This is a genomic window from Arenibacter algicola (assembly GCF_018860365.1).
Classification (GTDB): domain Bacteria; phylum Bacteroidota; class Bacteroidia; order Flavobacteriales; family Flavobacteriaceae; genus Arenibacter; species Arenibacter algicola_B.
On record NZ_JAHKPO010000022.1, the window covers coordinates 147,891 to 173,859 of the forward strand.

Here is a 25,969-nt window from a genome sequence, read left to right on the forward strand (position 1 = left end):
AAGATTATCCGTTAGGAGGATATATTTTATGGGGTAAGGTTGGTCTTAATGATCTTATAACTGTTTTCCATTACATCAAATCCACTTACCCAGAAGTTGAAGCCGTCGAAAGCAATACCTTGTATCCCAAAATCTGACACTTCATAAGTCGCAACAGTTTTAAACGTTGGTGTAGTTTGGCATTTATGCAAATATTTACCATCTGCAATGTATAAGAAGCCATTTTGATAGTCCAACCCATTTACATTATAATAACCCAATGGTATGGTCTGGTCTATGGTATTGTCCGCAACATTTATTAGATTTAAGCTTCCTTCATCCTCATTGGAAGCTGCCCATAGATACTGGGGATCTACAGAAGCCATTCCACTTATTTTATTGTTTACTTCTAGGCTAAATTGGTATGTGCCATCATCCATTTTATAAACGCTAATTTCGTTGGAGTTGGCATTGTTCTGAAAAAGGAACCTGTCCGCATCTTCAAACTTTTCAATCTCAACGGCCGTTGCAATATTTGTGGTCGCTATTTGGCCAATTTCTGTAAATGTTACCGGGTCAATTAAAGGGATATAAGTTGCTTCATCATTCATTCCATATATTATTTTTGTTTTGTCATAGCTAAATGCGAAATCTATCTCCCCGCTCACTGGGGCATTTCCCTTACTTAGAATTGAAAGTTCCTCCACCCAATTTTCAGAAGAGGGCGCATTATTATTTTTTATCAACTGCAAAACATTAGCACCATCTATAATCTGAAGTTTATTCTGTTCCAATATGAATTCAAAAGGGAAAAATCCTTGCACATTTATTTTGATCTCGGACCCTGAAACCGTATAGGCAACTGTTTCATTTGCTTTAAATCCTAGCCCCGTCTCATGTAAAAAACTTATAGTATTGTCTGTATTGAAAATGAGGTATTTAGGTTGTGATTCTATAAAAACACCACTGGTGACTTCCCATTTTCCCAATAAAGGATCTTGTTCTAAATTAGTATTGTCATCATCACTACTACAACTGAATAAGGTTGCTGATAATAGTAGGATCATAAGGTATTTAAGTGCATATAGGTAAACTAAATAACTATTGGCACTTTGGTGTTTCCCTAATTGATAGGATAGGCTGTGATATTTCTTTGAAGTTTTCATCGCTGTGTTTTTTAAGTTATTTATCTATTAAGTTTCATTTTACCAATTGAAGTCAACGGTTTACCTTTTAATGGTTTAGTAATTTTAAGGTTAACATCAGAGCAAAAAAAACCGCGGTGTGTGCCTCGGTTTTCAATCAATTGATATTTAAACTATTAGTATTCCAATCCGAAATAGTCCATTACCGCGTAGTAATCATTGAAGTCTATCCCCTCGGATTTAAGTTTGGAAAGGATCCCCAATGTGGCGATTTTGCCTGCTGTGTTACTCGAAGATTTTATGATTACTATCTTAAGTGATGATAAGGTTCCGCGAGTTAAAGGCCTATTATTTGTGGTTTCAGAGTCATGAAATTCAATGGTATATAAATTAGGGGTCACCTCAACATTGATGTCCACCTCTTGTCCACCAAGCCTTATAGTGGTAGTCGGTATAGGATAATATACTATGCTGGTTTTTAAATAACCTAGGATTACATCATTGTCCAACACCTCTTGGGTAAGTTCTGGGATTCGTTGATCATGAGAATCACCGGAAAAATTTGTAAGATCATAGGTCAAAGTTCGTACGTTGGCATTCCCGTCCTGCCCATCGGTTCCATTTATTCCATCCTGCCCAGCAGGACCCATAGGTCCTATTTCGCCATCTTTTGAACAAGATGTAAAGGTAAGAGCTATTAATACTATTACTAAGCCTAAATATTTCATTGTAGTTTTCATAATTTCTTGCTTTTTATATTGTTTGCCTTTTAATGGTTTGGATATTTATTAGGTTAACATTGGCACATAAAAAAACCGAGTGAGATACTCGGTTTTTAATATGTTGTCCAATAATGGTTGTTAATAATCCAAACCGAAATGATCCATTACCTCTTCATAGGACATTTTCTTATAGTCGATTGTAGCCTTTTTACCGGATGCAGCGTTGGAGGGAACGATTACATATCTAAATCGAACTCCCTTGCCATAAGCCGGACCGCTTGGATCCCAGAGATATTCACGTGGAGTTAGATCGGAATCGGAACGTTGGATGTTAACATATATATTGCGGGAGGCACGATTAATTTTTGAATCTACCGATTTTAATATGGTGCCGTCCGGCGCGAAAACATGATTGGGTAGGAGATAAATATCTACGTCATTATCATAGTACACAAGAATAACCCCATCCTCCAATAAACCCGAATTCAAATTTGTTGCAAGTGGTAAGGCCTTATATCTAGGATTGTTAACGCTAAAGGAACTCTCAGTTGGCTCAAACCAATCAGAAGCAGTTACATTGGCGTTGCCATCTTCTCCATCTTGCCCATCCTGTCCATCGACCCCGTCAATGCCATTGATGCCGTTTGCGCCCGCTGGCCCCATAGGCCCTATTTCGCCATCTTTTGAACAAGATGTAAAAGTAAGGGTCATTATTGCTATAACTAAGCCTAAATATTTCATTGTAGTTTTCATGATTTTTTGTGTTTTTATGTTATTTACTTTTTAATGATTTGGATATTTAATAGGTTAACATTGGTACATAAAATAAATCCCGATTTGAGCCGAGATTCTATAATTACATTAGGGACTTACATTATTAGTAATCCAAACCCAAGTAATCCATAACAGCGTAGTAATCATTAATGTCGATACCTGCATTCTTAAGTATTGAATGTATGTTTGTCCCACTAGTTTTTCCAGTTATAGTGGTGGGTATAATTACATATCTGAATGCGCTTAAAATATCAAAGGTCTCATTCGTGCCATCTAAACTTTTTGCAAAAAAACCGATTTGTAGAAATTGAGGATATAAGACATAAGAATATGACTCGTTGTTTGAGGAAACAGGTAAGGGCGCTACAGCTCCAGTAGTATCCAATCCGTAGGCAAGTATAGCGGCTTCTGCAACCAGTTCGTTGGTAATCCTGTCGTCATCTACCAAGAAATACGTAAAAGCTGTCCCCTCTGGGAATTGGGACGAAATCCATTCTGAGGCAATTATATTGGCATTGCCATCCTGCCCGTCAACTCCGTCAATACCATCTTGGCCATCTTCTCCAACTTCTCCGTTGGCACCCGTGGCACCTTGAATACCTTGTTCCCCTTGAGGTCCGGTAGGCCCTATAGGCCCTATTTCTCCATCTTTTGAACAAGATGTAAAAGTAAGGGCCATTACTGCTATAACTAAGCCTAAAAATTTCTTTGAAGTTTTCATAATTTCTTGTTTTATTATGTTATTTACCTTTTAATGGTTTGGATATTTAATAGGTTAACATTAGGGCATAAAAAAACCGAAGATTTTTACTTCGGCTTTTTTAATGACGCTATCTTATTGCTGTTCTGCCATGCCTTTGTCCATGGCCTCTTTTAGTTTTTTATTGAACAAAACTTTAAACTCTTCCTTTTTCTTGGGGTCTGTTCCCAGGTCATACAATTTGTACTGTTCCCGTAAATACTGTTTATCTGCTTCGGGACCTTCCATTTTTTCAATCAGTTCCAAATAGTTGGTAATATCTTCAAACGGATTTTCTTCTCCCGTTTCAAGATTTCCAAAAATAGAACCTAAGACCTTAGCTTGTTCATCCAAAAGATTCATCTGTTTGGTAGTATCCGTCTTAGAAACATTCTGCGCTTCCTTTTTGCTCGGGTTTTCTTGTTTTGCCTGTCCTTGACAAGCTATGCACGTTGATATTAGGCTCAATGTCATTATAGTTTTGATAGTTTTCATAATTGTGTTTTTAGTATTTGTAATCTTAATGGCCCCACTCCTTAAAGGTTAACATTTCGGCAAAAAAATATTGATTACGTTTACAACCGGACTTTCAAAATTATATCCATGCCACGAAGATGCGTCCTAAATAGTATGGATTTGGCGTTACCGGATCCTAAGTTGGGCCATCCCTGCCATCTTCAGGATTATGGGATGAAAATATTAAAAACGGGATCGACTATAAAAATTATGCTTGTCAAGGCTTCTTTTTCAACACTAGCATTCTTCCGGTTGTTTCGTTGTTCAGGATAAGAAGGTTATTGGATATCATAATGATGGAAAACCTTGCCTCTCTAGAGTCTATCATAACATTAAGATCTTGGTCACCTGCCCAGGAATACCCATGAGTAGTTTCATCGGGCAGCTCACAAATTTTGGTCAGCGGAATGCCCGTGTCTAAATTTGTTGTCTGTTCATGGATCAAGCCCAATGCCCCCACATTTCTAACTTCGTCGGACTTGAAATCCAAATAGTACTGTTCAAGACAATGACCTGGAATATCGCTTTGGGCCAGTTCTACAAACCATTTGCCCAATACCAGTTCTTGTGAACTGTCTATCAGAAGGGAGGCTTCAATTTCAGGATCGTCCTCTTTGTTGCAACTTAAAAAGGTTGTTGCAAGAAGGAGTAGCAGTCCTAATGTCCAAATATTTTTAAATTTGATTCTAATGATGGATATTGTTTTCATAACTTGGGTTTTAGAGTTTTCTTTTTATGTTTTAGGTATTCGTTAGGTTAGCATTGACCTTTATTCTTCTTCTTTAATACTTCTAATTTCCCCTGTTATAGGAGCCGTGCCTGAAGCATTTGGCTGATACCCGCCAAAGAGCCATAATTCCTCATTATAGGAAAGCGACGCATGATGAATAAGACCTTCTGTAGCAGGTAATGGGCCATCATATTCTGTCCAATCCTCCATGTTCTCCGAATACCAAAAATCGATATGTGTTTCCGAATAAGGTCCGGTTACACCGCCAACTACCCATACTTTATTGTTATGTGCCGTTGCCGTATGTGCATACCTGGGACTAAATATGTCGGTATTGGGAGTAACCAAATTCCATTCAATGCCGTCGGTGCTTTTCCATATTTCATTAAAAGAGGTGTCCAAATGTTTGCCGCCAATTACATAAATGGCATTTTCAAATACCACGGCTTCAAAATCTTCCCTGTTGGAAAAAGCATGGTCAGTTTCAAGATTCCAATTAATGCCATCACTGGAGGATAATACAATTACATGGTCATCAAAGCCATCCCTGATTACGTAAAGTTTATCGTTGAATACTACTGTGCTGTGAAAGGCAGGGGCGAGTAGTGTGGGGCTAAGGGCCGTTACCATGGTCCAGTTAACACCGTCGGTAGAGAAATATATTTCTCCTAAATGGGTGCGCGAATCATCTACACCTCCAATAAGCCACATTTTATTGTCATATACGGTCAGCGTATGGCCCTCACGTTCACTAAACTTATCGTTTGTCACAGAAATCCAGTTTTTCCCGTTTTCACTGCTCCAGACATCACTTGATGAATTAGGGGTTGAATAGGCGTTGATACCTCCAACAGACCATACTTTTCCATTGTATTCAACCATGGTGCTTTTCGCAAATGGGCCCATCTGATCTTCAGTTGTCCGTACTGTAAAAGTCAGTGATTCATCTTCCGTTGCCGGGTCATCACCTTTTGGAATGCTGGTGTCTTTTGTAAGATCTGTATCCATTGAAATGGACTCGTCTTTATCGCATGATGCAACAAATAATATAATTGTTATGAGTAATAAAGTTCTAATAGTTTTCATGATTTTGGTTTTAAGAATTTAACCTTTCATAGTATTGGAAAGGAAAGGTTAACATCATGAAGAAAATTTCTTTGGTGGTTTGTTAGTGCCACAGGGATTTTGTTGTAAAGAAGTGGCACACATTGTAGCAGTAATACTACAAACAGGGCAATACATACTATTTTGGAGATTTCATGGAAATCTTTTTCTTAAAAATGTTAAATTAGCATAGCGGTGTTAACCTTATTTATCCCCCATCTATAAAGTGAAAGAAGCAAAGACCGAAATAACGCTGGAAGACTTAAGAAATGGTTCTGACAAAGCGTTGAAACAGGTTTACGAAGAGAACCGTGAAAAATTTTTGAATTTTGCTCGGAGGTACCACTTGTCGGATGAGGAAAATATTGATGTTTACCAAGATGCCTATATTATATTCTATGATAACGTGATGAGCGGTAAAGTGGAAAGCTTTACCAGTAGTATTGCTACCTATCTTTTTGGTGTTGGCAAATACTTGATTTTTGATCGTATGAAAAAAAATAAAAAAAAGGTGAGCTCCAAATTTGACCTAACAATTGTTGGTAGGGAAGATGAACTGTTGAGTGGTTTTGAAATGGAAGAACAGGAGTTGACGACCGAGCAGACATTATTACAAAAACACTTTGGCACCTTGGGTAAACAATGTCAGGAGTTATTGACCCTTTTTTACTATCGCGGTTATACCATAAAGGAGATTATGCAAGCTGAAAATTACAATAGCGAGAACGTTGTAAAAGCGGCAAAATCCCGTTGTATGAAAACCTTGCGGGAACGAATCCAAGCTAATAACGTCCAGTAATTATGGATAAGGAACTTTTATTATATAACTATTTTGCGAACCAGCTCACTGAAGATGAGCAACTTCTCTTTGATGAATTATTGAAAAATGACATGGATTTCAAGGCGCAATTCGAGTTTGAAAAAGATTTAAAACGTGTCATCAAGGAATATGTAAATGAAGACCTCAAAGAAAAACTGGTCGGTTATGAAAAGGAGATTAGTGCGAAGGATAAAAGTAACCCCTCCAAATGGCGCTTTAAGAATTGGTCCATTGCAGCTTCCATAACCTTATTGATCGGTTTGGGTTGGATTGGTTTCAAATCCTTGTCAGGGCCTGATTATGATAACCTGTACCAAGATAATTTTGAAGGCTATCCCAATACTGTTTACACCATAAGTAGAGGTGATGGCGATACATCAAAGGAAAGGGATGCGTTTGCTGCCTATGAGGCTGGTGAATATGAAAAGGCGATAACTGCCTTCCAAGAACTTAGGAGCACGGGAGGTATATCCCATGGCGATTTTTACCAAGCACTGTCCTATTTACAATTGGGAAAGAATGCACAGGCCATTGATTTGTTAAAGAATGTAATATTGAACGATGAAGCATTTAAAGCTGAAGCCAATTGGTATATGGCACTTGCCTATCTTAAGGATTCTGATAAGGTAAACGCGGTTGCCACGCTTAAAAAACATGTTGCGGACTTCAACTACAACAAGAATAAAGCAGAAGCTTTGCTCAGGGAATTGGACTAAGGGTTTCTTTTTCGAGTTCGCAAGTATAAAATTATTGCCACAAGCACAACGATGACGCCAATTAATGCCCAGGTCCAATTATTGAAAAATGACAGCGGAACGGTATTTCCGGAAATCACAAAACCCGACCAATAATAAGGATGTGAAAAGCCGTTTTGACGGTTGGTGTTCAAAAATTCTACCTGCGCTTTTTGCAAGGCTACATCCTTGGAATCTCCTTTGGAAAGATTTATATAGAAACCGTGCATTAAAGCAGTTGTACTGGCATCGTTGATCTTCCACAAGGTACTGGCAATACTCGCCGCCCCGCTGTAAAAGAAACCTCTCGCCAAGCTCATAAAGCCTTCGCCCCGTTTTAGATCTCCCAAACCACTTTCACAGGCACTTAAGGTAACCAGGTCAGCATCTATTTTCAGGTTGTATAGATCGGCTACATAAAGAAGGTTTTCCGTTGCGTTTTGGTTCTGTGAAAAGGCCAAATAAGAATATTCCGGAGCAGCGTCGTCAAAAATGGCGTGTGTAGCCAAATGAACCACCCCGAAAGAGGATAGTTGGGATTTAAAGTTTAGGAGAGTCGCCTCATTATCAATAAAAGAACGGCCGTTGAAAGAGGTTAATATCTGCTCCACTTCTTTTTTATTGTTTGGCAAAGGCAGTAATTTTCCTCGGTCTGCATTGCTTACACTTACGGTGCCATCAAAACTTGGGGCAAAGGCCAAAACGCTATGTTCTTTTGGATGCCGTTGCCGCAATTCCGAAAGCAGCGTGGCGGAATTAACATAACTAATGGCATGCTTTTCGGCCAAATAGCTAATGTCTTCGGGAGCCGTGTTCAAAGCCGCGAAAGGGATATAGTTCAATAGACCATCGGTAATGATGATAAGTTTCTTTTGGTCTTCAGATTTTAAGATGGGTTCTAGCAAGCGTACATATATTTTATGGGTTGCCTTACTCAGAGCCGTTACATCCGTTTTGGGATCGGCAAGCAACCTGTAGGCCTTTTTGATGCTCGCCTCAAAGTCTGCATCAATGGGTATTTTTAGCATATCCTTTGTATTGCTGCCCAAGGAAATAACATAAATAGCGTTATTGCCATAGAAATAGGAAATTAAAAGTTCGGTTTTGGCCAAGTCCTGTTGAGTCTCTAAGATTGAAATAGTGGCTGTATTGTATTTTAGATCGTAATAGCTTTTATAATCGGTCTCCAATTTCCGTACTAGTTGGCGGTATTCTTCTTTTAGATTGAAAAGAGCATCCTGTTTTTCAGTTTTTTCTCCTATGGAATTTTTGATTTGTTTCTCCAAATGGGTGATTTCAGATTTTAACTCGCTCTCCCGCTCCAAAACGTCAGCTGGTATATCGGCAAATTCCGTGGCTTTGGCTCCCAATAAGGCCTCTAGCAATAGGACAGATTTACTTTTCTCGGAATATTGGAAAGCCAGATTTAAAAGGGAGTCGTCATTTGACGTAAGATAAAGTTGGTAAGCAGCTTCCAGACCTGCTTCAAATAAGGGAAAGGCATCCTCAATTAGAAACAATTGGTCAGCCTGACTTCTAAAAGTGGGTTTTAGGGAGTCCAATGTTTTAATGCCTAGATTAACGGTTTCTAAGGTGGTCTTGTAATTATCCCTAGAGTTTAGGGTGTTCATTGCCAGGGATTTATTTTTGAGAAGTTTTAATGCGATGGTTCCATCTTCGCTAAAATCCACAATTTGATCCAAGCCCAAATTATAATTGGAAACCGCACTCCTATGTTGTCCGAATGAGGCGTGTAAATCTCCAATTTCATTATAAATCTGGGCCATGCTCTCATTTTTGGCATTTTTCCATTTATTTCTTTCCAATTGAAGTGCTAAATTTAGTTCCTTGACTGCCAGTTCAAAACGGTTCATCTTCTGTTCCAATTTTGCTTGTACCCTATGATGAAAAGACGCAAAATGATGGGTGTCGTTCAAATAGCCTTTGGCCAATTTTAGATAATGTTGGGCACTATCGGTCTTGGATAGGGAAAGATAATTTTTCGAGAGATTATGGGCCGTTGCAATAATGCCGTTAATGCCGGATTGGTCTTTAAGGTAGAACTCCAAGGCCTTGTTAAAATAAGTATTGGAAGTTTCATATTGCCCTTTTTTAGCGTACAGTTCTGCCAGTAAGCTATAATTGGTGTTCAAGGAAGCTAGGTCATCGGGTTTTTTTTGTAGGATATACCTAATGTTCTTTTCGTAATATTGCTGGGCAAGTGCATATTTGCCCTCTTCGGTGTACATCTTGGCGATAAAACTATAGGAAACCGATAATAGGTCTATTAGGTCTTCATCCATTTCCGAATCTGGTAAGGCCTCCAATGATTCAATAATTTGCCCAAAGGTTTGTCGGGAAGACCTGTAATTATTAAGTTGAAAAAAGTAATTGCCCTTATCGTACAATAAGGAATTTATGAAGAGACGTTTTTCCGGTAGGGTATCCAGATATGTCTTGTGTGTTAAAAAAAGGGAATCCAAGATGTTCAGATTATCGCTTAGTTTGTCAAGGTCGTAAAAAGCACCGGCATTTCTATTGGAACTAATCAGGGCTTCAAAAACCGTGGCCCAGTCGTTGTTTTCAACGGCCAAATCCTCTATTTCCTTGAAATAATGGTAAGCGGAATCCTTATTTACATACAGATGCTCGTAAGCCTTTGCAAAGAGTTCATCTATTTGGGTTTCATAGGAAACCTTTTGGGCAAAAGCCGTAATGGATAAAAGAACCGAAAAAAGTGAAGCATACCATTTCATACAAAAAAGGCCAATCTAAAAGTCCATTCTACGGTCAATTCGGGAAGAATGGAGAGCGTTAAACCAATGAGGTTTCCGCCAGCTCGACTCCGCGAGAATGACCGAGGAATTAAAAATACACTTTTTAGATTAGCCTTTGTATATGTAAAGTCCTTTAAATAGGATTACAGTTATTCCACAATATAGTTTATGTCTTTCCCATTTACACCGAAAACCTTCACCGATATTGTAATTGGTTCTTTATAGGAATCAAACTTTAATTTGCTAAATTGGATCATACCTCCAGTGCCGGACAGGGGACTTAAGTCATCAATAACGCCTCCGCCTATGGTCTTGCCATTTGCATTCAAAATTAGGATTTCCATTTTCTCTACGGTATTTGGTGCCAAGAGGTATTCAAAAAGACTATAATCGCAGCTAACTGGTTGTGGACAAGGCGGTCTTGGTCTCGGAATCCTTAGGCCCACTTGCTCCAAAGATATAAGTGTAGCTATCTCCGAAACTAAGTTTTCCTTGGCCTGTTCCGCTGTCTTGAGATCTTCCAAGGTTGTCTGGTCGGCCTGATTATTGTCAATGATGTCGTTCAAGGCCGCAATGGTCACGTCCAGTTTAGCTATCTCCTGATCCAGGTAAATGCGGTAAAGATCTCCCTCGTATAAATAATTATCTTGGGTAAGCTCTATTTTATCGCCTCCATGGCCAGTATAATCTTTTAAGCAGGAAGCTATTAAAAGCGCTGCAAATGCAATGATGATGATCGGTTTTTTTTTCATAATTCAAGTTTTAGATATTTACAATGTATTGCTATTTATTAAGTGGTTATGTTTTATATTATTTGCACGAGCTTCACAATAATCAATTTCCTTTCTTTTTCATGTCAATGGACGGTTAATTCTATGGTGTCTCTAAAGGACTATTTCTTGAACAACTTTTTTAAATCGTCCGTATCGGAATAGGGCACGCCTGAAAAATTAAGGTCGGAAACGGTGATTAACAGATCGTCCGGGTTGCCAAGTTTATCTTTTTCAAAGTCGTTCTTTACAGTGAACAGGGCATTTCCGGCAGCAACGCGTTGGTCTTCATAAAGGTTAATGGTACCCCTCATGCTGGCTTCGGGATTCCGGTCCAAACGGTCTGCGGATTGGTTGTAAAAGTTGGTGAATAAATTACCCTCCTTATCAGGGCATTTTAGCTCTGCCAAAACACGGGTCAGGGTATTGGCCTCCACATCATATTCCAATTGCACCGATTCACTGCCCTTTGCAAGTTTATTTATAAAGGTAATAGTAGCCGTACGTATGTTGGTAGAGCTGTTGCGAGATACCAGACCGTCGGCTGAGGTATAGCCCCAATCTTCTCCATTGATCTTACACAAATAGGTAGTGTTATCGTTGCTTTTTGATGCTGTTTTTGCTTTGTTTTCTAGGTTGGTCCCAGTTGCGCTCTCTGCCCTGTTCCCTACTTTTTTAACGGTATCCCCACAGGAAATAAGGAGAGATAGTATAATGATGGTGTTATATAAGTTTTTCATGGGAACATTTTTTTATTTCAAGTTTCTTATTTTTTTATTGTTACCCTTTGATGATATTTCCTTAATTAGGTTAACATTTTTTATTATTTTTTTGATGTCTGTTCATAGCTTGTTTCAAGACACCATCGGCCACTATCGTCTTTAGCCTATTTGAAGGCCTTTCATTTATATTTTTTGTTATACTTGGCGATGTTCTTTAGTTTAAATATCAGTATGGATATACCAAAGGTAAATTTTAGGCCATGTGCAAAAAGATTGGACCCCGCCAAGTTTTATTTACCATTAAGGTACGACCAATGTTTTTTTGATATTGGTAAAAACCCGTCCTAAAATGCGCCGGTCGATTATATTCCAATTGATAAATTGTTATACTCTTTATTATTATAAAAAATACATAAAGAATACTAACATCTTGATGAGTTAGGGGCGCTATTCAAAAAGATAGGATTTTTTACAAAGGCTTCCTTAACAAATTCAAATTTGTCCAAATGAAATTGTTTCGGGACTTCGCCACAGTATTTTTTAAAATCTTTCCTAAAGTGCGAGGAATCGTAATAATGGAATAGGGCGCTTAGGATACGGTAATCATTTTCATTGTGCTCGTCCAGTTCTGAAAACAAATTATTGAATCGTATAATTCTGTTGTAAGCAGAGGGTGCAATTCCTACCATTAATTTGAATTTTTTTTGGAAATAACGCTCACTGACATTCAATTTTTTGACAACGGAGGAAATGGAGCTACAACCTAGGGAAGCATGCATTAAATCTATGGAAACATCAATAAAATTAGCTTTGAATTCTTTGTTCCCAAGCTGACCCAAAAGTAAATTCTCAATAAGGTTTACCCTTTTATCGGATTCATTCTCTGCTTCAAATAAGGCTTCAAAAGAATGTATGTCTTTACCTAAGAACGAGCTGGTGTCCGTTGGTATATTTGTGAAAATGGATGCATCTATATTGAACAAATTATGTAAACCTGTTGGCTTAAAAGCAGCACCAATTAGCCCCATGGTTTTATGGTCCGAGAATACGGTATAATTGGAACTTTGCTGCCCTATAGTAAAATATTTGGGAACATAACGTTCCTGATTATAAATGGTTCCCCTGAACCTTCCTTCATACTGAAAAACCATAAATGCCTTGCCGCTGGGTAGAATTACTTCACGAATTCCATTGTCATAATCCTTGCTTTCCCATTTCATTTCATAAAAAAAAGAAATATAGGGCTGTAATTTTTTGGTAACTGGAAATAATGTAAACATGTCAAGGGGTTATAAGCTAAGATAAAAACATCATTTATGTTAAACCAATAGCATTACTTGTGTCATTTTTCAAAACTGGTGAGCAGGCTTTTGCTCATAAGGTCACCTTTTTTATTGTAGGTTTCCTGTTTTACCATGCCATAACCTTCGGCTAGCCATAACTTATTGCTATTCGTCATCTTAACGCCCATTTTAGCCTCGGTATCAAAGGTAATTACATAGCAATCGAAAGTTCCGGCCGGAGTAGTTACGGATTCGTTGCCTTCTACTTTTCTGTTGAAAAAATTCATATTCATTTTCATGTTGAGGGGAGGCATCTTAACCGTCATCAATACATCGGCATCGGGTAGCGACTGTCCTGTACTGAGATTATTGGGGTATAAAAGATCGGTACCGGTCATTTCCACCTCCATATCCTTGTATTGTCCAATTAGCTCTGGCGACATCATGGAGCTGAAATCCACTTTAATTCCATCATCCGTGCAAGTGACTCCATATTCCGAACTCAAAATCATTTTGCCTTTTTCGTCGTGCATTTCGTAGAATAAGGTAGCAGTATTGCCACTAAACTCCTTTACTACATAAACCATAACTCCAGACACTTTATCCTTTTTATCATAATTGGTAATTTGGAATTTGGTGCCTTCGTCCATAGGAAAGTATTTGCTACAATCCTGTGAAAAAGTTGTTGAGGTTGCAAGGAAAAAGCTATAAATTAAGATAAGTGTTCTCATGTTTTAGATTTAAGATGGATATGTATTAAGGTTATATTTTTTTGAAAACGACGCGCCTGTTCTGGGCTTTGCCGTCTGGAGTACTGTTGTCCCCTATGGGTTCACTTTCTCCCTTGCCTTGGGTTTGCAAACGGTTGTCTGCAATACCATAAACATTTACCAGGGCATTTTTCACCGCGGCAGCTCGTTTTTGGGACAAGCTTAAATTGGCGTCACCCGATCCATCGGCGTCGGTATGGCCAACTATCATTAGATTCATTGCATTTTCTTCCTGCAAAACTTGCGAAATTTGTCGAATGATCCCCATGGATTGGGGTTGGATGTTGGCCGAACCGGAATCGAATAGAATCCCATTAGTAGAGACCTCCCCCTCAGAAATCAGTTTGCGACGTAAGTCCAAGCCACCTTCGGCAACTTTAATGTTGCTAATGAAAACGCGTTCCTTCCCATCCTTAAAATTGTTCATATGAAATTTTAAAGTTTTCAATACGGCTCCTTGGGGTACCATCCTGGGGATATCAATATGTTTTTCTTCGTTGACCCATAATCGAAAACGCTGTTTATTCACTGCAATGGAAATATGGGGTCTATCTAAAATCTCTTCCCTAAGATCTGCCTTTACAACACTGTAAATCTCCCTTTTGTTATTAATGTGATTGGCCATGGTGATGCCTATTGGGGAGTATTGGCAAAAAGGGATATGGGCATGTACAAAATTGGCACCGTCTTTAAATTTGTCGTCATCACTTAAAGCTACTCTAAGAAATGCGGTTGAAGACGTCTTATTGTCCAATCCTAGTGCCATTACATCAAATTCAATGGTGTATTCATCAGGCAAGTCTGGTGTGTCCGGAATAAAATGAATGTTGTATCCCGAAATCAATTCCAGCCATTTTTCGCCAGAATCATTTACGGACACAACTTCCCCGCCGCCATTGGTATTCCATCTGGATGGGAAATCGCCAATGAAATCGTTGGAGAAATCATCAAAAAATAAAGGCTTGTCTCCAGGCACATAGTCAAATTTACTATATACCTCAATGGTCTTTTTGGTAGTCTGCCCAGATGTGCTGCCACTGTCGCTGTTTCCGCCCACATTTCCTGGATTGTCCTGGCCCTTAGGAGGTAATGGGTTTTCTATTTGTGGGTCTGTAGGGGATTTTTTAGAGCCTGGTTCCAAAATACTGTCCAATACTTCATCTGTCTTTTTTGAGGCTTCCCTATCTACCCTGTTTTCAACTGTGCGTTCCACGGCCCTTTCTGCCCGCTTTCCCAATTTTTTCAATATTTGGCCTTGAAGGTCTCCGGAAAAAAAGAAAAGCAATAGAATAGCTGGAATTGTTTTGGGGAATGCTTTTAAGGGATTCATAATCTTTATTTTTAATGTTCTCGTAAGGTTATTGTCACAATCAACTTTGCATCAATAGGTTAACTAAATTTAGCAAAATTTCAGGCTTGCGCCTAATTAGGTGTGTATGTTGCATGTTTTTATGTATTAATGGTGTGTTAAAACCAATGGTTAACATTTGCATTAAAAAAATTTGTAATAAAAGAACTGTGGCAGGGCGTTGAGAAGTCCTGTAGTGTAGGATTAATGAGGGGTTCAACGATTATTTTTCCTATATAAATAATAGAAAAAACTTACTTGACTATGGATTGGTTCTGATATCTACCTCCTTTGTCTTTACTAATTTATTTTATAAACAATGATGGAGTTGTCCTGATCCTTTGCAACAAGCTCCAGTTTATGGTCGTTGTCCATATCAATTAAGTCTATGCTGGAATTGCCTGGAACTGGAAAGTTGGAAATGGCTTCGGCCTGACTGTCGAAAAGATATATTTTTTGGTTCTGTATATCCGTAACGCTGATATATATTTTGTCGTTTAAATAGAAAATCTTCGGTTTTGAATATACCCCAAGATCCAATTCCACCTTTTTGCTCCTTATGGTCAGTACATTGTCGTTCATAATGGCCAGAGTATTGCTTGTGGCATCTATTCCGTGATCCGGGAGTAGGTTAAGGTTGGCTGTGGATGTTTTGCCTTTTTCGTCTATTTGGAAAAGATGGCCTTTGGTGTCGGTAACCGTAAACTTGTTTTTATGCAGAAGTATTTCATTATCGGAAAAACTAATTTTGTTGGACACATTCACCCGTGTATCACCGGTTCTGGACAATATTTTTAATTCGCCACCTTCCTGTTTCATGACCAAATAATCCTTTTTGCCTACCCTAAAATGCTTGGGTGTGCCCAGAATGGGATTTGCTGCCTTGGTGTACTTAAAGCCTTTTACAATCTGGCCCGAACTATTGTACATAAATATTTTTGTTCCCTGGGTGACCAAAAACCGGTAATCCTTTTTGCGGTCGTAATCAAATACGGCCAAAGGGTTTAAATTGCCTCCTTCGTAGGTAAAGGTAAAGGGGGGCACATCCTTACCATTTCTATCCACTATCATAAATTGGTTATCTGTAGTGAATGCCAGTTGCAATCTACCATTTTTGTACAGGTCTACCTGCTCTACACGTCCCTGTATTCTACCACTTAGTTGTTTTTTCCATATTACCTTGCCGTCTGTAGAGATTAGATAGAGGTTGTTGTCCTGGTCCTGAACTATAATTTCGTCCTTATTGGTCCTATGGTTCTTTACAAATTGAGGTGGTGTCACTATTTCTGTATCCAGCTGTAGAGTGAAATAGGGAATGGTTTTGTTGAGTGTGGTTTCGTGGGCAATTTTTTGGAAAAGTATATTGGTGTGATGAAAATTGTCATCCACGACCATTTGAGCTGCAAAGGAATACTCAGATAGTTCCTTGGTCTTAACGTTTTTAACGATGTCCTTGTCCATGTATTGGTCCAAGAAATATTCAACACCATCAGCATTGGAAACAAAGAGCATGGAAGATTCGTCTGCCAATTGTTCTTTTGCTGTTTTGTAAACCGATGTTTTTTCAAAAGTGGAAACATTTTTAAAATTTCCAATGAAGGTCTTTAAGGTCTCTGGAGTAGGGGAGAACACAAAAGCATTTTCTATGATAGTATAATAATTCGCTTCAAAATCTTGTATCAGTGGATTGAAATAATGATTAAGGAAGTCGGACTTGGAGAGCCCGACAATTTCATTGCCTTGGTATTCTTCCGAAGCTTTCTCCAATTTATCCAGATAGTTAAGGATATTCTCGGAACCGTAAGTGTGGAGTATTACCGCTTTTTCATTGTTCAGATACACAAATCCAATTTCTTCCACCGCTTTAAAAGTGGTGTCTATCACCACGGAACGATCCAAGTATTTTTTTTGGTTCAAGGCAAAATTTTCGTAATTGTCAAAAGTAAATGCCAAAATAGCATCGGAGGCCAATGGGGCCAGAGTGGGCGTCTTAGGGGTTAGGGCATGGCTGTTTTTAAAAAGATTACTATAGTTTATTATAGAATCGTTAGCCATGCTAATACCATTTAGTTTTAGGTGGTCCTTATTGGTGTTAAAATCCAGGGATACCCAGTCCGTAAATTTGGAAACATCAACTTTATGTCCATCGGACAAAATGTGGTTGAGCAATGGATTACTTTTGTTAGTGTTTATAAAAATATTGGCACTACTCTGATTATTGGCAATTTGATACAATTTATTTAAGGATTCGTCTGCCGTTAAATCCCTTTCATTGCGAAGTATATTTTCGATCAGCATTTGCGCGGAGCTTACAATAATTTTGTCATCCAAAACCGTGGAGAAGAAATTGGCCCCGTCAACACTGTAGCTGTCAAAGTTTTTCCCCTCGTAACTTATGTTTTCGACCACTTTATCACTGGCATCCTCAATTTGAAAAAGATCATCACTGTTTTGGGCAATTAATAGCAATTCAAAATTAGACTTTCCCAATTCCACAAAGGCCAGAATACTCTCTCCATTGGGCTGGATATATTTTAAGGATTTTAGTTTTTCCAGTACGGAGGCATAGGTGTTTGTAGCAGATAAGGTCTTAATGAGGTCGCTGTTCTCCAGTTCACTGGAAAAAGAGGGCTTGTCGTTTATTTTTATGATAATGGCACTGTTCTGTGGAACGTAGTATAGTATGGGTGAAGTCTTATAGCTTTTTTCTGTGCATCCGATTAATAGTAAAAAGAGTACCGCAAGTAATTTGAATTTCATAAATAAAGCTTTGAACAAATTTAGGATTTTTAAACGTCTAGTTTTAATTGATCTGGTAATTGTCTAAAAGTTTTTCGATGATATTTGGTGATGCCGTACTTCCGTATAGCTTCTCTGTGTTCCTTGGTGGGATAACCTTTGTTTTTTATCCAATTGTACATGGGGAATTCCAAATGAATTTTCTCCATATAGGCGTCCCTGTAGGTTTTGGCCAAGATGGAAGCGGCAGCAATGCTTAGGTATTTGCCGTCTCCTTTGACAATGCAGGCATGGGGGATGTTTTGGTAGGGGTTGAACCGGTTGCCGTCCACAATGATAAATTCGGGGTTTGTATTTAATTGATCCAAGGCTTTGTGCATTGCCAGGAAAGACGCGTTCAAAATGTTGATTTTGTCAATTTCATCCGGAAAAATCTGGGCAATTCCAAAGCTTGTAGCACTTGTTTCAATTATTGGCCTAAGTAAATCCCTTTTTGTGGAGGACAAAACCTTGGAGTCGTTAAGGGTGTCGTTTGAAAAATCTTTTGGTAAAATAACGGCCGCAGCGGTTACAGGTCCTGCCAAACAACCCCTACCGGCTTCATCCGTTCCGGCTTCCAGATCATATTTGTAAAAGGCTTTTAACATGTATGTATTGTTCTAATGTCGATTGGCATTGGAAATACTATATCAATTCGGATTGTTGTTTGGAAGACATGCCTGCGCACAGCTAATGTTTTTCTCCAACTGTCGTCAAATATAAAAATTTATAAAAGGGATGAATGCCCATTGGAAACAAATTCTTACGTCTGTACTAGTAATGTCCTTGAATAGGTTTATAACCCTTAAGGTAACAAAGAAGTTGGCAGTTCTATATAAAAAAAGAATGTCAACGAATTGTCTAAAGCAAATATGTCCTTTGTGTGAATGATTGCTTCATTCAAATCTGTTAAAATATGTTCAAAATATACAGTAGGAAGATTCTTAGGTTAAGAATCTTTAGGATTTTGGCATAATTCTTTAATTTAAATATTGAAAAACAGCCTAAATCTTAACATTTTAATAATAATGGGGGGTAAGTTTAACAAATTGCAATGCTTCTGTTAAATTTTTTAGGTTTTTTAACGAATTTTTTACAAGTTTGTGCCGACTAATTCTTAAAAAAAAGTAAATGAAATCAAAACTAACTTGGATTTTAGCTCCGATCATGGGGCTATTAATGAGTTTTTCCTACGCACAGGAGAAAACAATCTCCGGTACGGTGACCGATCAATTGGGTCTGGCCCTGCCTGGAGTAAACATTTTGGTCGAGGGGACCACTAATGGAACACAAACTGATTTTGATGGTAATTACACCATTCAAGGTAGTGAAGGGCAAACTTTATTGTTCAGCTATATTGGACAAATGAGTGTTACAAAGGTAATTGGCGCATCGTCTACAATCGACGTTGTTATGCAGGAGGATGCCCAGGCCCTAGAGGAAGTGGTAGTAACTGCTTTGGGTATTTCAAGGGACAAAAAATCCTTGGGATATGCTACACAGGAAGTTCAAGGAGAGGACTTGAGCACTGTGAAAAGCGGAAACTTCGTAAATGCCCTTTCTGGAAAGGCTTCTGGTATTCAGATCAGAAAGAACAACAACTTAGGAGGTTCTACCAACGTTGTTATTAGGGGTAATGCTTCGTTGACAGGGAGCAACCAGGCCCTTTTTGTTATTGATGGTGTTCCAGTAAACAATACCAATACCAATTCCAAGTATCAAGGTGAGGCAAGTGGTAACTATTACGATTATGGAAACACCGCTTCCGATATTAATCCTGATGATATAGAGTCGGTAAACGTTTTAAAGGGAGCGGCCGCTTCTGCCTTATATGGTTCAAGGGCTGCCAACGGGGTTATAATGATAACCACCAAAAAAGGAAAGGATGCCCAAGGAATTGGGGTTACTGTTAATTCTGGAATTACAATAGGTTCCATAGATAAAAGTACTTTTGCCAAGTACCAGAACCAATACGGTGCTGGATACGGACCATATTACGGGCCGGACGAAGATGACTTTTATAATATGGAAGACGTTACCGGTGACGGGATTGCTGACTTGACCGTACCATTTACAGAGGATGCTTCCTATGGTGGAAGGTTCGATCCAAATCTGATGATCTATCAGTGGGATGCCTTGGATCCAGATTCTCCAAACTATAGAACGGCTACCCCATGGGTAAATGCCAAGAACGGGCCTATAACATTTTTTGAGACTCCGGTTACAACAACCAATTCGGTTTCTTTTGCTAGGTCTTATGAGGATGATGGTTCTTTTCGATTGAACTATACCCAGTTCGATCAGAGCGGTTTAATGCCGAACAGTACTATTAAAAAGCATAATTTCTCCATGAGCGGGTCCTTTAAATTAACGGATCGCTTAACGGTTACTGGATATGCCAATTATATCAACACCAAGGCATTGGGTCGTAACTCAACTGGTTATAATGATAACATCATTAGTAATTTTAAACAATGGTGGCAGACCAACGTAGATCTAAAAGATCTAAGGGATATCTATTTTGATACCAAAAGGAATGTTACTTGGAACCCAGCAAGCACAGATGCCGGTTCGGCGCCGATTTACTGGGATAACCCATATTGGACACGTTACGAGAATTACCAGAACGATTCTAGAAATCGTTTTATAGGTAATGTATCCTTGAATTACGAATTTACAGATTGGTTGAACTTTACTGCCAGAGCGGCGACAGACACCTATTCTGAGTTACAAGAGGAGAGAAGGGCCAACGGTAGTGTACCAACAAGTTTTGGTATTCCGGACAGTGCCGGAAACAGAGGAAATGTTGATTCTGGCTATGGGAGAAGAAATCTGGAAGTTACGGAGACCAATTATGATTTCATGTTTAATTTTCAAAAGGACCTTTCCGATCAATTTAATTTGAAAGGGATATTGGGTACCAACATTAGAAGGAGCGAATTTCAATCTATTTACTCCGCTACAAGCGGTGGGTTGAGTGTACCAAAACTATATTCTTTGCAGAATAGTACAGGGCCACTTGCCCTTCCTGTGGAAAATGATGAAAGAGTTGGTATAGACGGTATTTATGCCAGCGCATCTTTGGGATACAACAGTATACTTTTCTTGGATGCCACTATAAGAAGGGACCACTCTTCTACATTGCCGGAGGATAATAGTACTTTTTACTATCCTTCTATAGCCACAAGTTTTGTTTTCACAAATCTTCTGAATGCTGATTTCATCACTTTTGGTAAATTAAGGGCCAACTACGCAGAGGTAGGTAACAGTGCACCTTTCGATTTCCTTTACGATACTTATAACGTGAACATTCCACCAGGGGCACCAAGTACTTCTGTTGATAATGAGAAAAAGAACCCTAATTTGAAGCCCGAAAAAACAGAAAGTTTCGAGCTTGGTTTGGAAATGAAGTTTTTACGCAATAGGTTAAGTTTTGATTTGGCTTATTACCAAACCAATTCCGTGGATCAAATTTTTGGAGTTCCTGTATCTAGAGCTACAGGTTATGAGAAAAAGATATTGAATGCGGGTGAAATTGAAAACAAGGGTGTGGAGCTTTCCATATCTGGAAATCCGGTTAGAACGGATAACTTCAGTTGGACTGCCATGGTTAACTGGACCAAGAATAAAAACGAGGTGGTATCATTGGAAGATGGAATCCAGACTTTGCAATTGGGAGATTTCCAAGGAGGGGTAACCCTTAATGCGGAAGTAGGACAGCCCTATGGAGTAATTTATGGCACGGACTACACTTATTTAAATGGTGAAAGGGTAGTTGATCCAGCGGATGGACAGTATATTAAAACGTCTACATCGGATCAAAATATTGGGGATACCAATCCAGATTGGTTAATGGGGATTTCCAATAAATTTAACTACAAAGAATTTTCATTAAGCTTTTTGATCGATATTCAACAAGGGGGTAGTATATTCTCCTTGGACCAATATTATGGACTTGCAACTGGTTTGTATGCAGAAACAGCGTTTATCAACGATTTGGGTAACCCTGTAAGGAATACCTTGGCCGATGGCGGAGGATTTATCAATGAGGGTGTAAACCCAGATGGGGCAACAAACACTTCCAGAATTAGAGCCGATAGATTTGGTGCCTTTGGTTACAGAAGAGGTTTGCCGGACAAAGCATTTGTCTATGATGCCAGCTATGTGAAGTTACGTGAAGTGGCACTTACCTATAATTTGCCTAGCAAATTGTTGGCCAATACGTTCTTGACCAATGCTAGTTTAAGCGTTATTGGATCAAACCTTTGGATTATAGACAAAGACCTACCCCATGCAGATCCAGAAAGTGGTTTGTCTGCTGGTAACCTTCAAGGGTATTCCGTTGGATCATTGCCAACCACTAGGGATTTTGGTGTCAATCTTAAATTACAATTCTAAAAAAAAATAAAAATGAAAAAACTAGCAATATTAATTACTGCCGTGATTTTTGCTTCTTGTTCCAGTGATTTGGAAAGTCTGAACGAGAACATCAAGGATCCATTGGCTGTACCTGGTGAAAGTTTGTTTACCGGGGCGCAGAAGAACTTGGTGGACCAAGTGGTAGATTTGAATGTGAACAATAACAATACTAAGCTTTGGGCACAGTATTTACAGGAAACCACTTATACGGACGAAAGTAACTATGATCAGGTTACAAGAACCATTCCCGCAAAACACTGGAGTGTAATGTACAAAGATGTTTTAAAGGATTTGGATGAGGCCAAAATAGTTATTGAGGCAACAACCTATTCCACTGCTGAGCTGGAGGCATTGAAGCCTAACAAGCTGACCATTATCGAGATTCTCAATGTATATACTTATGCCAATTTGGTGGAAACTTTTGGGGATGTTCCTTATTCAGAAGCTTTGGATGCGGACAACCTTCTTCCTAAGTATGACGATGGCGAAACGGTCTACAAGGATTTGGTAGCTAGACTTACTGCTGCAATAAATGCTTTGGATGAAACTACTGGAAGTTTTGGAAGTGCTGATAGGATATACGGAGGTGACGTGGCATTGTGGAAAAAGTTTGCTGCTTCCCTAAAATTGAGAATGGGGATACTTTTATCCGATGTAGATGAGGCCTTCGCCAAAACTACTGTTGAAAGTGCTGTTGCAACCGGGGTGTTTACAAGTAATGCAGATAATGCTGCTTACGAATATTTAGGTTCCGACCCAAATACAAATCCGGTCTATGATAATTTGGTTTTAAGTGGTAGGAATGATTTTGTTGCGGCCGCTACGATCATAGACGCCATGAATACTTTGGATGATCCAAGATTGCCACTGTATTTCATGCCAACTTCAGATGGTATCTACGAGGGAGGTGGCATTGGAGAGCCTTCTAGTTATTCGTCCTATTCCCATGTTTCGGCTCAGTTGGAAGAGGCAACTTTCCCGGGTATTATTTTAGATTATTCCGAGGTGAGCTTTTTATTGGCAGAAGCAAGGGCGCGGTCATTTGAAGTTGGTGGTACTGCAAAGGAACACTATGATGCGGGCATAACGGCCTCAATCCTCTATTGGGGTGGTACCGCTGAAGAAGCTACCGATTATTTGGCGCAACCTAATGTAGATTACGACTTGTCTATTTTGGCAAGTACGGCTACCACACCTTGGAAGGAGGTTATTGGAACCCAAAAGTGGATTTCACTTTACAATAGGGGAATGGAGGCGTGGACTTCTATAAGATTGTTGGATTATCCGCTTATGGCCACTCCAGCAGATGCAGTTTCCGGTTTTCCTAATAGGTATACCTATCCAATTATAGAGCAATCTTTAAATGGGGCCAATTATAGTTCGGCTGCCTCCGCTATTGGTGGAGATGAGCCAGAGACCCAATTGTTCTGGGATTTGAACTAGAATCGTCTTTAATTATAAGTATTAAAACCTGCAGGTGTCCCCTGCAGGTTTTTTTTGTTTCTAAAGTTGGGAATGGTGGACTTTGGGATGAGCAAATTGAATATTCAAGATTTATAAGACACCGTTATGATTAATATTTGAACGGCAGATAATTTGTTGTTTTTCTGTTTTTTAAACTTTCACATTTCATTAAGGACAAAAAAATTAACTTTGTCGACGTAAGTTTGTAGCATGAGATATTTGTTGACACTTTTAATAGTGTTTTTTAGTCAGGCCATTAGTGCACAGGAAGATTCAATTCCCCCTTCAAGGGGCGAGGGTGAGGCTGGTATGGGGCGTAGGGTTAAAAACCTTCCGCCTAAAAAAAATGGTGAAGAACAGGGTCAGGAAGTAACCATTAGGGATTACAAGATTATAAGTTACGAAAGGGATACTACTTTTTTAGATACTACTATCTCCATCCAGAAGGAATATAAATACAATTTTCTACGAAGGGACGATTTTGAGTTGATGCCTTTTGCCAATGTAGGGCAGCCGTATAATAAATTGGGAGTTAATTTTGATGTAAAGGATACCTATCCCAAATTGGGTGCTAGTGCGAAGCATTATAACTATATGGAAGTTAGGGATATTGATTATTACAATGTGGCAACTCCCATGAGCGACTTAATGTTCAAGACCACTTTTGAGCAAGGACAGCTTCTGGATGCGTTGTTGGCTTTTAATACCTCTCCAAGATTAAATTTTTCTATCGGCTTCAAAGGTTTTAGGTCCTTGGGAAAATATCAATATAGTGAAGCCGAGTCGGGGAATTTTAAGATGACGGCCAACTATGAAACCAAGGATAAGCGTTATAATTTAAGAGCGCATGGGGCGGCCCAAAATTCCTTGTTTGAGGAAAATGGTGGGTTGTCCAATAAGGAATTGCAATTTGAATCCGGTGATTCCGATTTTAGCGATCGTTCCAGATTGGATGTGCTTTTTTCCGATGCCACCAACCGATTATTGGGGAAACGATATTATTTGGATCATCAGTACATTTTATTTGGTAGTAAAATGGATTCGGATAAGACCAGGACAACTTCTTTGGCGCTCGGGCATGAGTTTAGCTATGAGACCAAGTACTATCAATATAAACAAACCGCCCAAAACGATTATTTTGGGGGTGGCTATGATTCCGGTATTTCAGATAAGGCTAGCTTAAAAACAACCTATAATCAGGTCTATGCCCAATTCTCCAATAAGACATTAGGGGTATTGACAGGGCTTATTAATTATTACCGTTACAACTATTTTTTTAATTCGGTATTGCAAACGCCTACCCAGCTTATCCAAAGTCAGCTGAGCGGCGACGAAATCTCTGCCGGGGCCAAATATGTAAAGAAGATTGGTGGTTTTCAGTTGAATGGGTTGGCACAGGCCAATATCTCAGGGGATCTGTCCGGAAATTTATTGGATGCCTTTGCCAGTTATGATATTGACAAGAACAACAAGCTTAAATTTTCCATACACTCATCTTCACGTATGCCCAATTTTAATTTCCTTTTATATCAAAGTGATTACAGTAATTACAACTGGCAACATACAGGAGACTTTAATAAGATAAACAATAATGGTTTTCAGTTTGATCTGGAATCCAAGGTTTTTGGTAATTTAATGGCGAAATACACTTCTTTGGACAATTACACCTACTTTGCTTCGGATCCGGCAGAAACTGTGGTTGAAGGTGAGGAACAGGCATTTGTTAAACCGTTTCAGGAGGGTAGTACCATTAATATTTTAAAGGTCAAATATGCAAAGGAATTTAAATGGAAGGGGTTTGCGCTCAACAATACGGTAATGTTTCAGGATGTTTCCCAGACCAATAATGTTTTAAACGTACCGCAGGTGGTCACAAGGAACACCCTGTATTATTCGAACTTCGGGTTTAAAAAGGCCCTATACTTCCAAACAGGGGTGACCCTTAAATATTTTACTTCCTACAATGCGGATGCCTATAATCCGGTGTTGGGTGAATTCTATATGCAGAACCAGGAGGAATTGGGAGGTTTTCCAATGTTGGACTTTTTCATTAATGCCAGAGTGCAGCAAACTAGGATATTCTTAAAGGCCGAACACTTTAACTCTTCTTTTTCCGGCAACAATTTTTATGCTGCACCCAATTATCCTTACAGGGATTTTGTGATTCGATTTGGATTGGTTTGGAATTTCTTTTCATAGTTTAATTTTTATTTTTCTGGAGTTTTTAGGGTGGTCTCTGAAAACGCAAAAAAAATTATATTAATATTTTAGCTGCAAATCAGCTTGTTACAGAGGGATTAAAAAATCTTTTAAAAATAATTCAAAAAAGGTTTTGCGTAAACGAAAAAAGTATCCTACATTTGCAGCCGCTTTGG

General features: G+C 38.9%; 20 protein-coding genes. 5 read left to right on the forward strand and 15 right to left on the reverse strand.

Annotated features, from left to right (window positions below; all coding sequences use genetic code 11):
• Nucleotides 1-26 precede the first annotated feature (26 nt).
• The 7 genes from KO529_RS17840 to KO529_RS17870 form a co-directional block, all read right to left on the reverse strand.
• Nucleotides 27-1,145: a YncE family protein gene (locus tag KO529_RS17840; protein ID WP_215949223.1), complete on the reverse strand. Its 1,119-nt coding sequence runs from the start codon at nucleotides 1,143-1,145 to the stop codon at nucleotides 27-29.
• Between the two features lie 155 nt (nucleotides 1,146-1,300).
• Nucleotides 1,301-1,864, reverse strand: coding sequence for a hypothetical protein (locus KO529_RS17845; RefSeq protein WP_215949224.1), 564 nt, complete (start codon nucleotides 1,862-1,864; stop codon nucleotides 1,301-1,303).
• 120 nt (nucleotides 1,865-1,984) lie between these two features.
• On the reverse strand, nucleotides 1,985-2,599 hold the full coding sequence (locus KO529_RS17850) for a collagen-like protein (protein ID WP_215949225.1): 615 nt from the start codon (nucleotides 2,597-2,599) through the stop codon (nucleotides 1,985-1,987).
• Between the two features lie 124 nt (nucleotides 2,600-2,723).
• Nucleotides 2,724-3,341, reverse strand: a complete 618-nt coding sequence (locus tag KO529_RS17855) for a collagen-like protein (protein ID WP_215949226.1) — start codon at nucleotides 3,339-3,341, stop codon at nucleotides 2,724-2,726.
• A 114-nt stretch (nucleotides 3,342-3,455) separates the two neighbouring features.
• Entirely contained in the window at nucleotides 3,456-3,854 is a 399-nt protein-coding gene (locus KO529_RS17860; protein ID WP_215949227.1) for a hypothetical protein, read from the reverse strand.
• Between the two features lie 238 nt (nucleotides 3,855-4,092).
• Nucleotides 4,093-4,584, reverse strand: coding sequence for a hypothetical protein (locus KO529_RS17865; RefSeq protein WP_215949228.1), 492 nt, complete (start codon nucleotides 4,582-4,584; stop codon nucleotides 4,093-4,095).
• A gap of 60 nt (nucleotides 4,585-4,644) precedes the next feature.
• The gene (locus KO529_RS17870) at nucleotides 4,645-5,691 is read right to left on the reverse strand and encodes a hypothetical protein (protein WP_215949229.1); all 1,047 of its coding nucleotides are present in this window, start codon (nucleotides 5,689-5,691) and stop codon (nucleotides 4,645-4,647) included.
• Between the two features lie 244 nt (nucleotides 5,692-5,935).
• On the opposite strand from KO529_RS17870, the gene KO529_RS17875 reads away from it, so the two are divergent.
• Both KO529_RS17875 and KO529_RS17880 read left to right on the forward strand, forming a co-directional pair.
• Nucleotides 5,936-6,508: an RNA polymerase sigma factor gene (locus KO529_RS17875; RefSeq protein ID WP_215949230.1), complete on the forward strand. Its 573-nt coding sequence runs from the start codon at nucleotides 5,936-5,938 to the stop codon at nucleotides 6,506-6,508.
• A gap of 2 nt (nucleotides 6,509-6,510) precedes the next feature.
• Nucleotides 6,511-7,245: a tetratricopeptide repeat protein gene (locus KO529_RS17880; RefSeq protein WP_215949231.1), complete on the forward strand. Its 735-nt coding sequence runs from the start codon at nucleotides 6,511-6,513 to the stop codon at nucleotides 7,243-7,245.
• Here the strand turns inward: KO529_RS17880 and KO529_RS17885 are convergent.
• The 8 genes from KO529_RS17885 to KO529_RS17920 all read right to left on the reverse strand — a co-directional run bounded on the left by KO529_RS17885 (nucleotide 7,242) and on the right by KO529_RS17920 (nucleotide 18,319).
• Nucleotides 7,242-10,019 (reverse strand): CHAT domain-containing protein, encoded by a 2,778-nt coding sequence (locus tag KO529_RS17885; RefSeq protein WP_215949232.1) that lies wholly within the window; start codon nucleotides 10,017-10,019, stop codon nucleotides 7,242-7,244. The two genes, KO529_RS17880 and KO529_RS17885, sit on opposite strands and share 4 nt — an antisense overlap.
• Nucleotides 10,020-10,189: 170 nt before the next feature.
• Entirely contained in the window at nucleotides 10,190-10,792 is a 603-nt protein-coding gene (locus KO529_RS17890; protein ID WP_215949233.1) for a hypothetical protein, read from the reverse strand.
• Nucleotides 10,793-10,932: 140 nt separating this feature from the next.
• On the reverse strand, nucleotides 10,933-11,550 hold the full coding sequence (locus KO529_RS17895) for a hypothetical protein (RefSeq protein WP_215949234.1): 618 nt from the start codon (nucleotides 11,548-11,550) through the stop codon (nucleotides 10,933-10,935).
• Nucleotides 11,551-11,954: 404 nt separating this feature from the next.
• Nucleotides 11,955-12,812 (reverse strand): DUF6597 domain-containing transcriptional factor, encoded by an 858-nt coding sequence (locus KO529_RS17900; protein WP_215949235.1) that lies wholly within the window; start codon nucleotides 12,810-12,812, stop codon nucleotides 11,955-11,957.
• Between the two features lie 62 nt (nucleotides 12,813-12,874).
• The gene (locus KO529_RS17905) at nucleotides 12,875-13,546 is read right to left on the reverse strand and encodes a DUF3108 domain-containing protein (RefSeq protein ID WP_215949236.1); all 672 of its coding nucleotides are present in this window, start codon (nucleotides 13,544-13,546) and stop codon (nucleotides 12,875-12,877) included.
• A 31-nt stretch (nucleotides 13,547-13,577) separates the two neighbouring features.
• Complete coding sequence (locus KO529_RS17910) at nucleotides 13,578-14,915, reverse strand: OmpA family protein (protein ID WP_215949237.1); 1,338 nt, start codon at nucleotides 14,913-14,915, stop codon at nucleotides 13,578-13,580.
• Nucleotides 14,916-15,233: 318 nt separating this feature from the next.
• Nucleotides 15,234-17,693, reverse strand: a complete 2,460-nt coding sequence (locus tag KO529_RS17915; RefSeq protein ID WP_215949238.1) for a ribonuclease HII — start codon at nucleotides 17,691-17,693, stop codon at nucleotides 15,234-15,236.
• 29 nt (nucleotides 17,694-17,722) lie between these two features.
• The gene (locus tag KO529_RS17920; protein WP_215949239.1) at nucleotides 17,723-18,319 is read right to left on the reverse strand and encodes a ribonuclease HII; all 597 of its coding nucleotides are present in this window, start codon (nucleotides 18,317-18,319) and stop codon (nucleotides 17,723-17,725) included.
• 523 nt (nucleotides 18,320-18,842) lie between these two features.
• Between KO529_RS17920 and KO529_RS17925 the strand changes: the two genes are divergently transcribed.
• From KO529_RS17925 to KO529_RS17935, 3 genes are all read left to right on the forward strand, one after another.
• Entirely contained in the window at nucleotides 18,843-22,109 is a 3,267-nt protein-coding gene (locus KO529_RS17925; RefSeq protein ID WP_215949240.1) for a SusC/RagA family TonB-linked outer membrane protein, read from the forward strand.
• Between the two features lie 12 nt (nucleotides 22,110-22,121).
• Entirely contained in the window at nucleotides 22,122-23,573 is a 1,452-nt protein-coding gene (locus KO529_RS17930) for a SusD/RagB family nutrient-binding outer membrane lipoprotein (RefSeq protein WP_215949241.1), read from the forward strand.
• A gap of 231 nt (nucleotides 23,574-23,804) precedes the next feature.
• On the forward strand, nucleotides 23,805-25,793 hold the full coding sequence (locus tag KO529_RS17935; protein ID WP_215949242.1) for a putative porin: 1,989 nt from the start codon (nucleotides 23,805-23,807) through the stop codon (nucleotides 25,791-25,793).
• Nucleotides 25,794-25,969 lie beyond the last annotated feature (176 nt).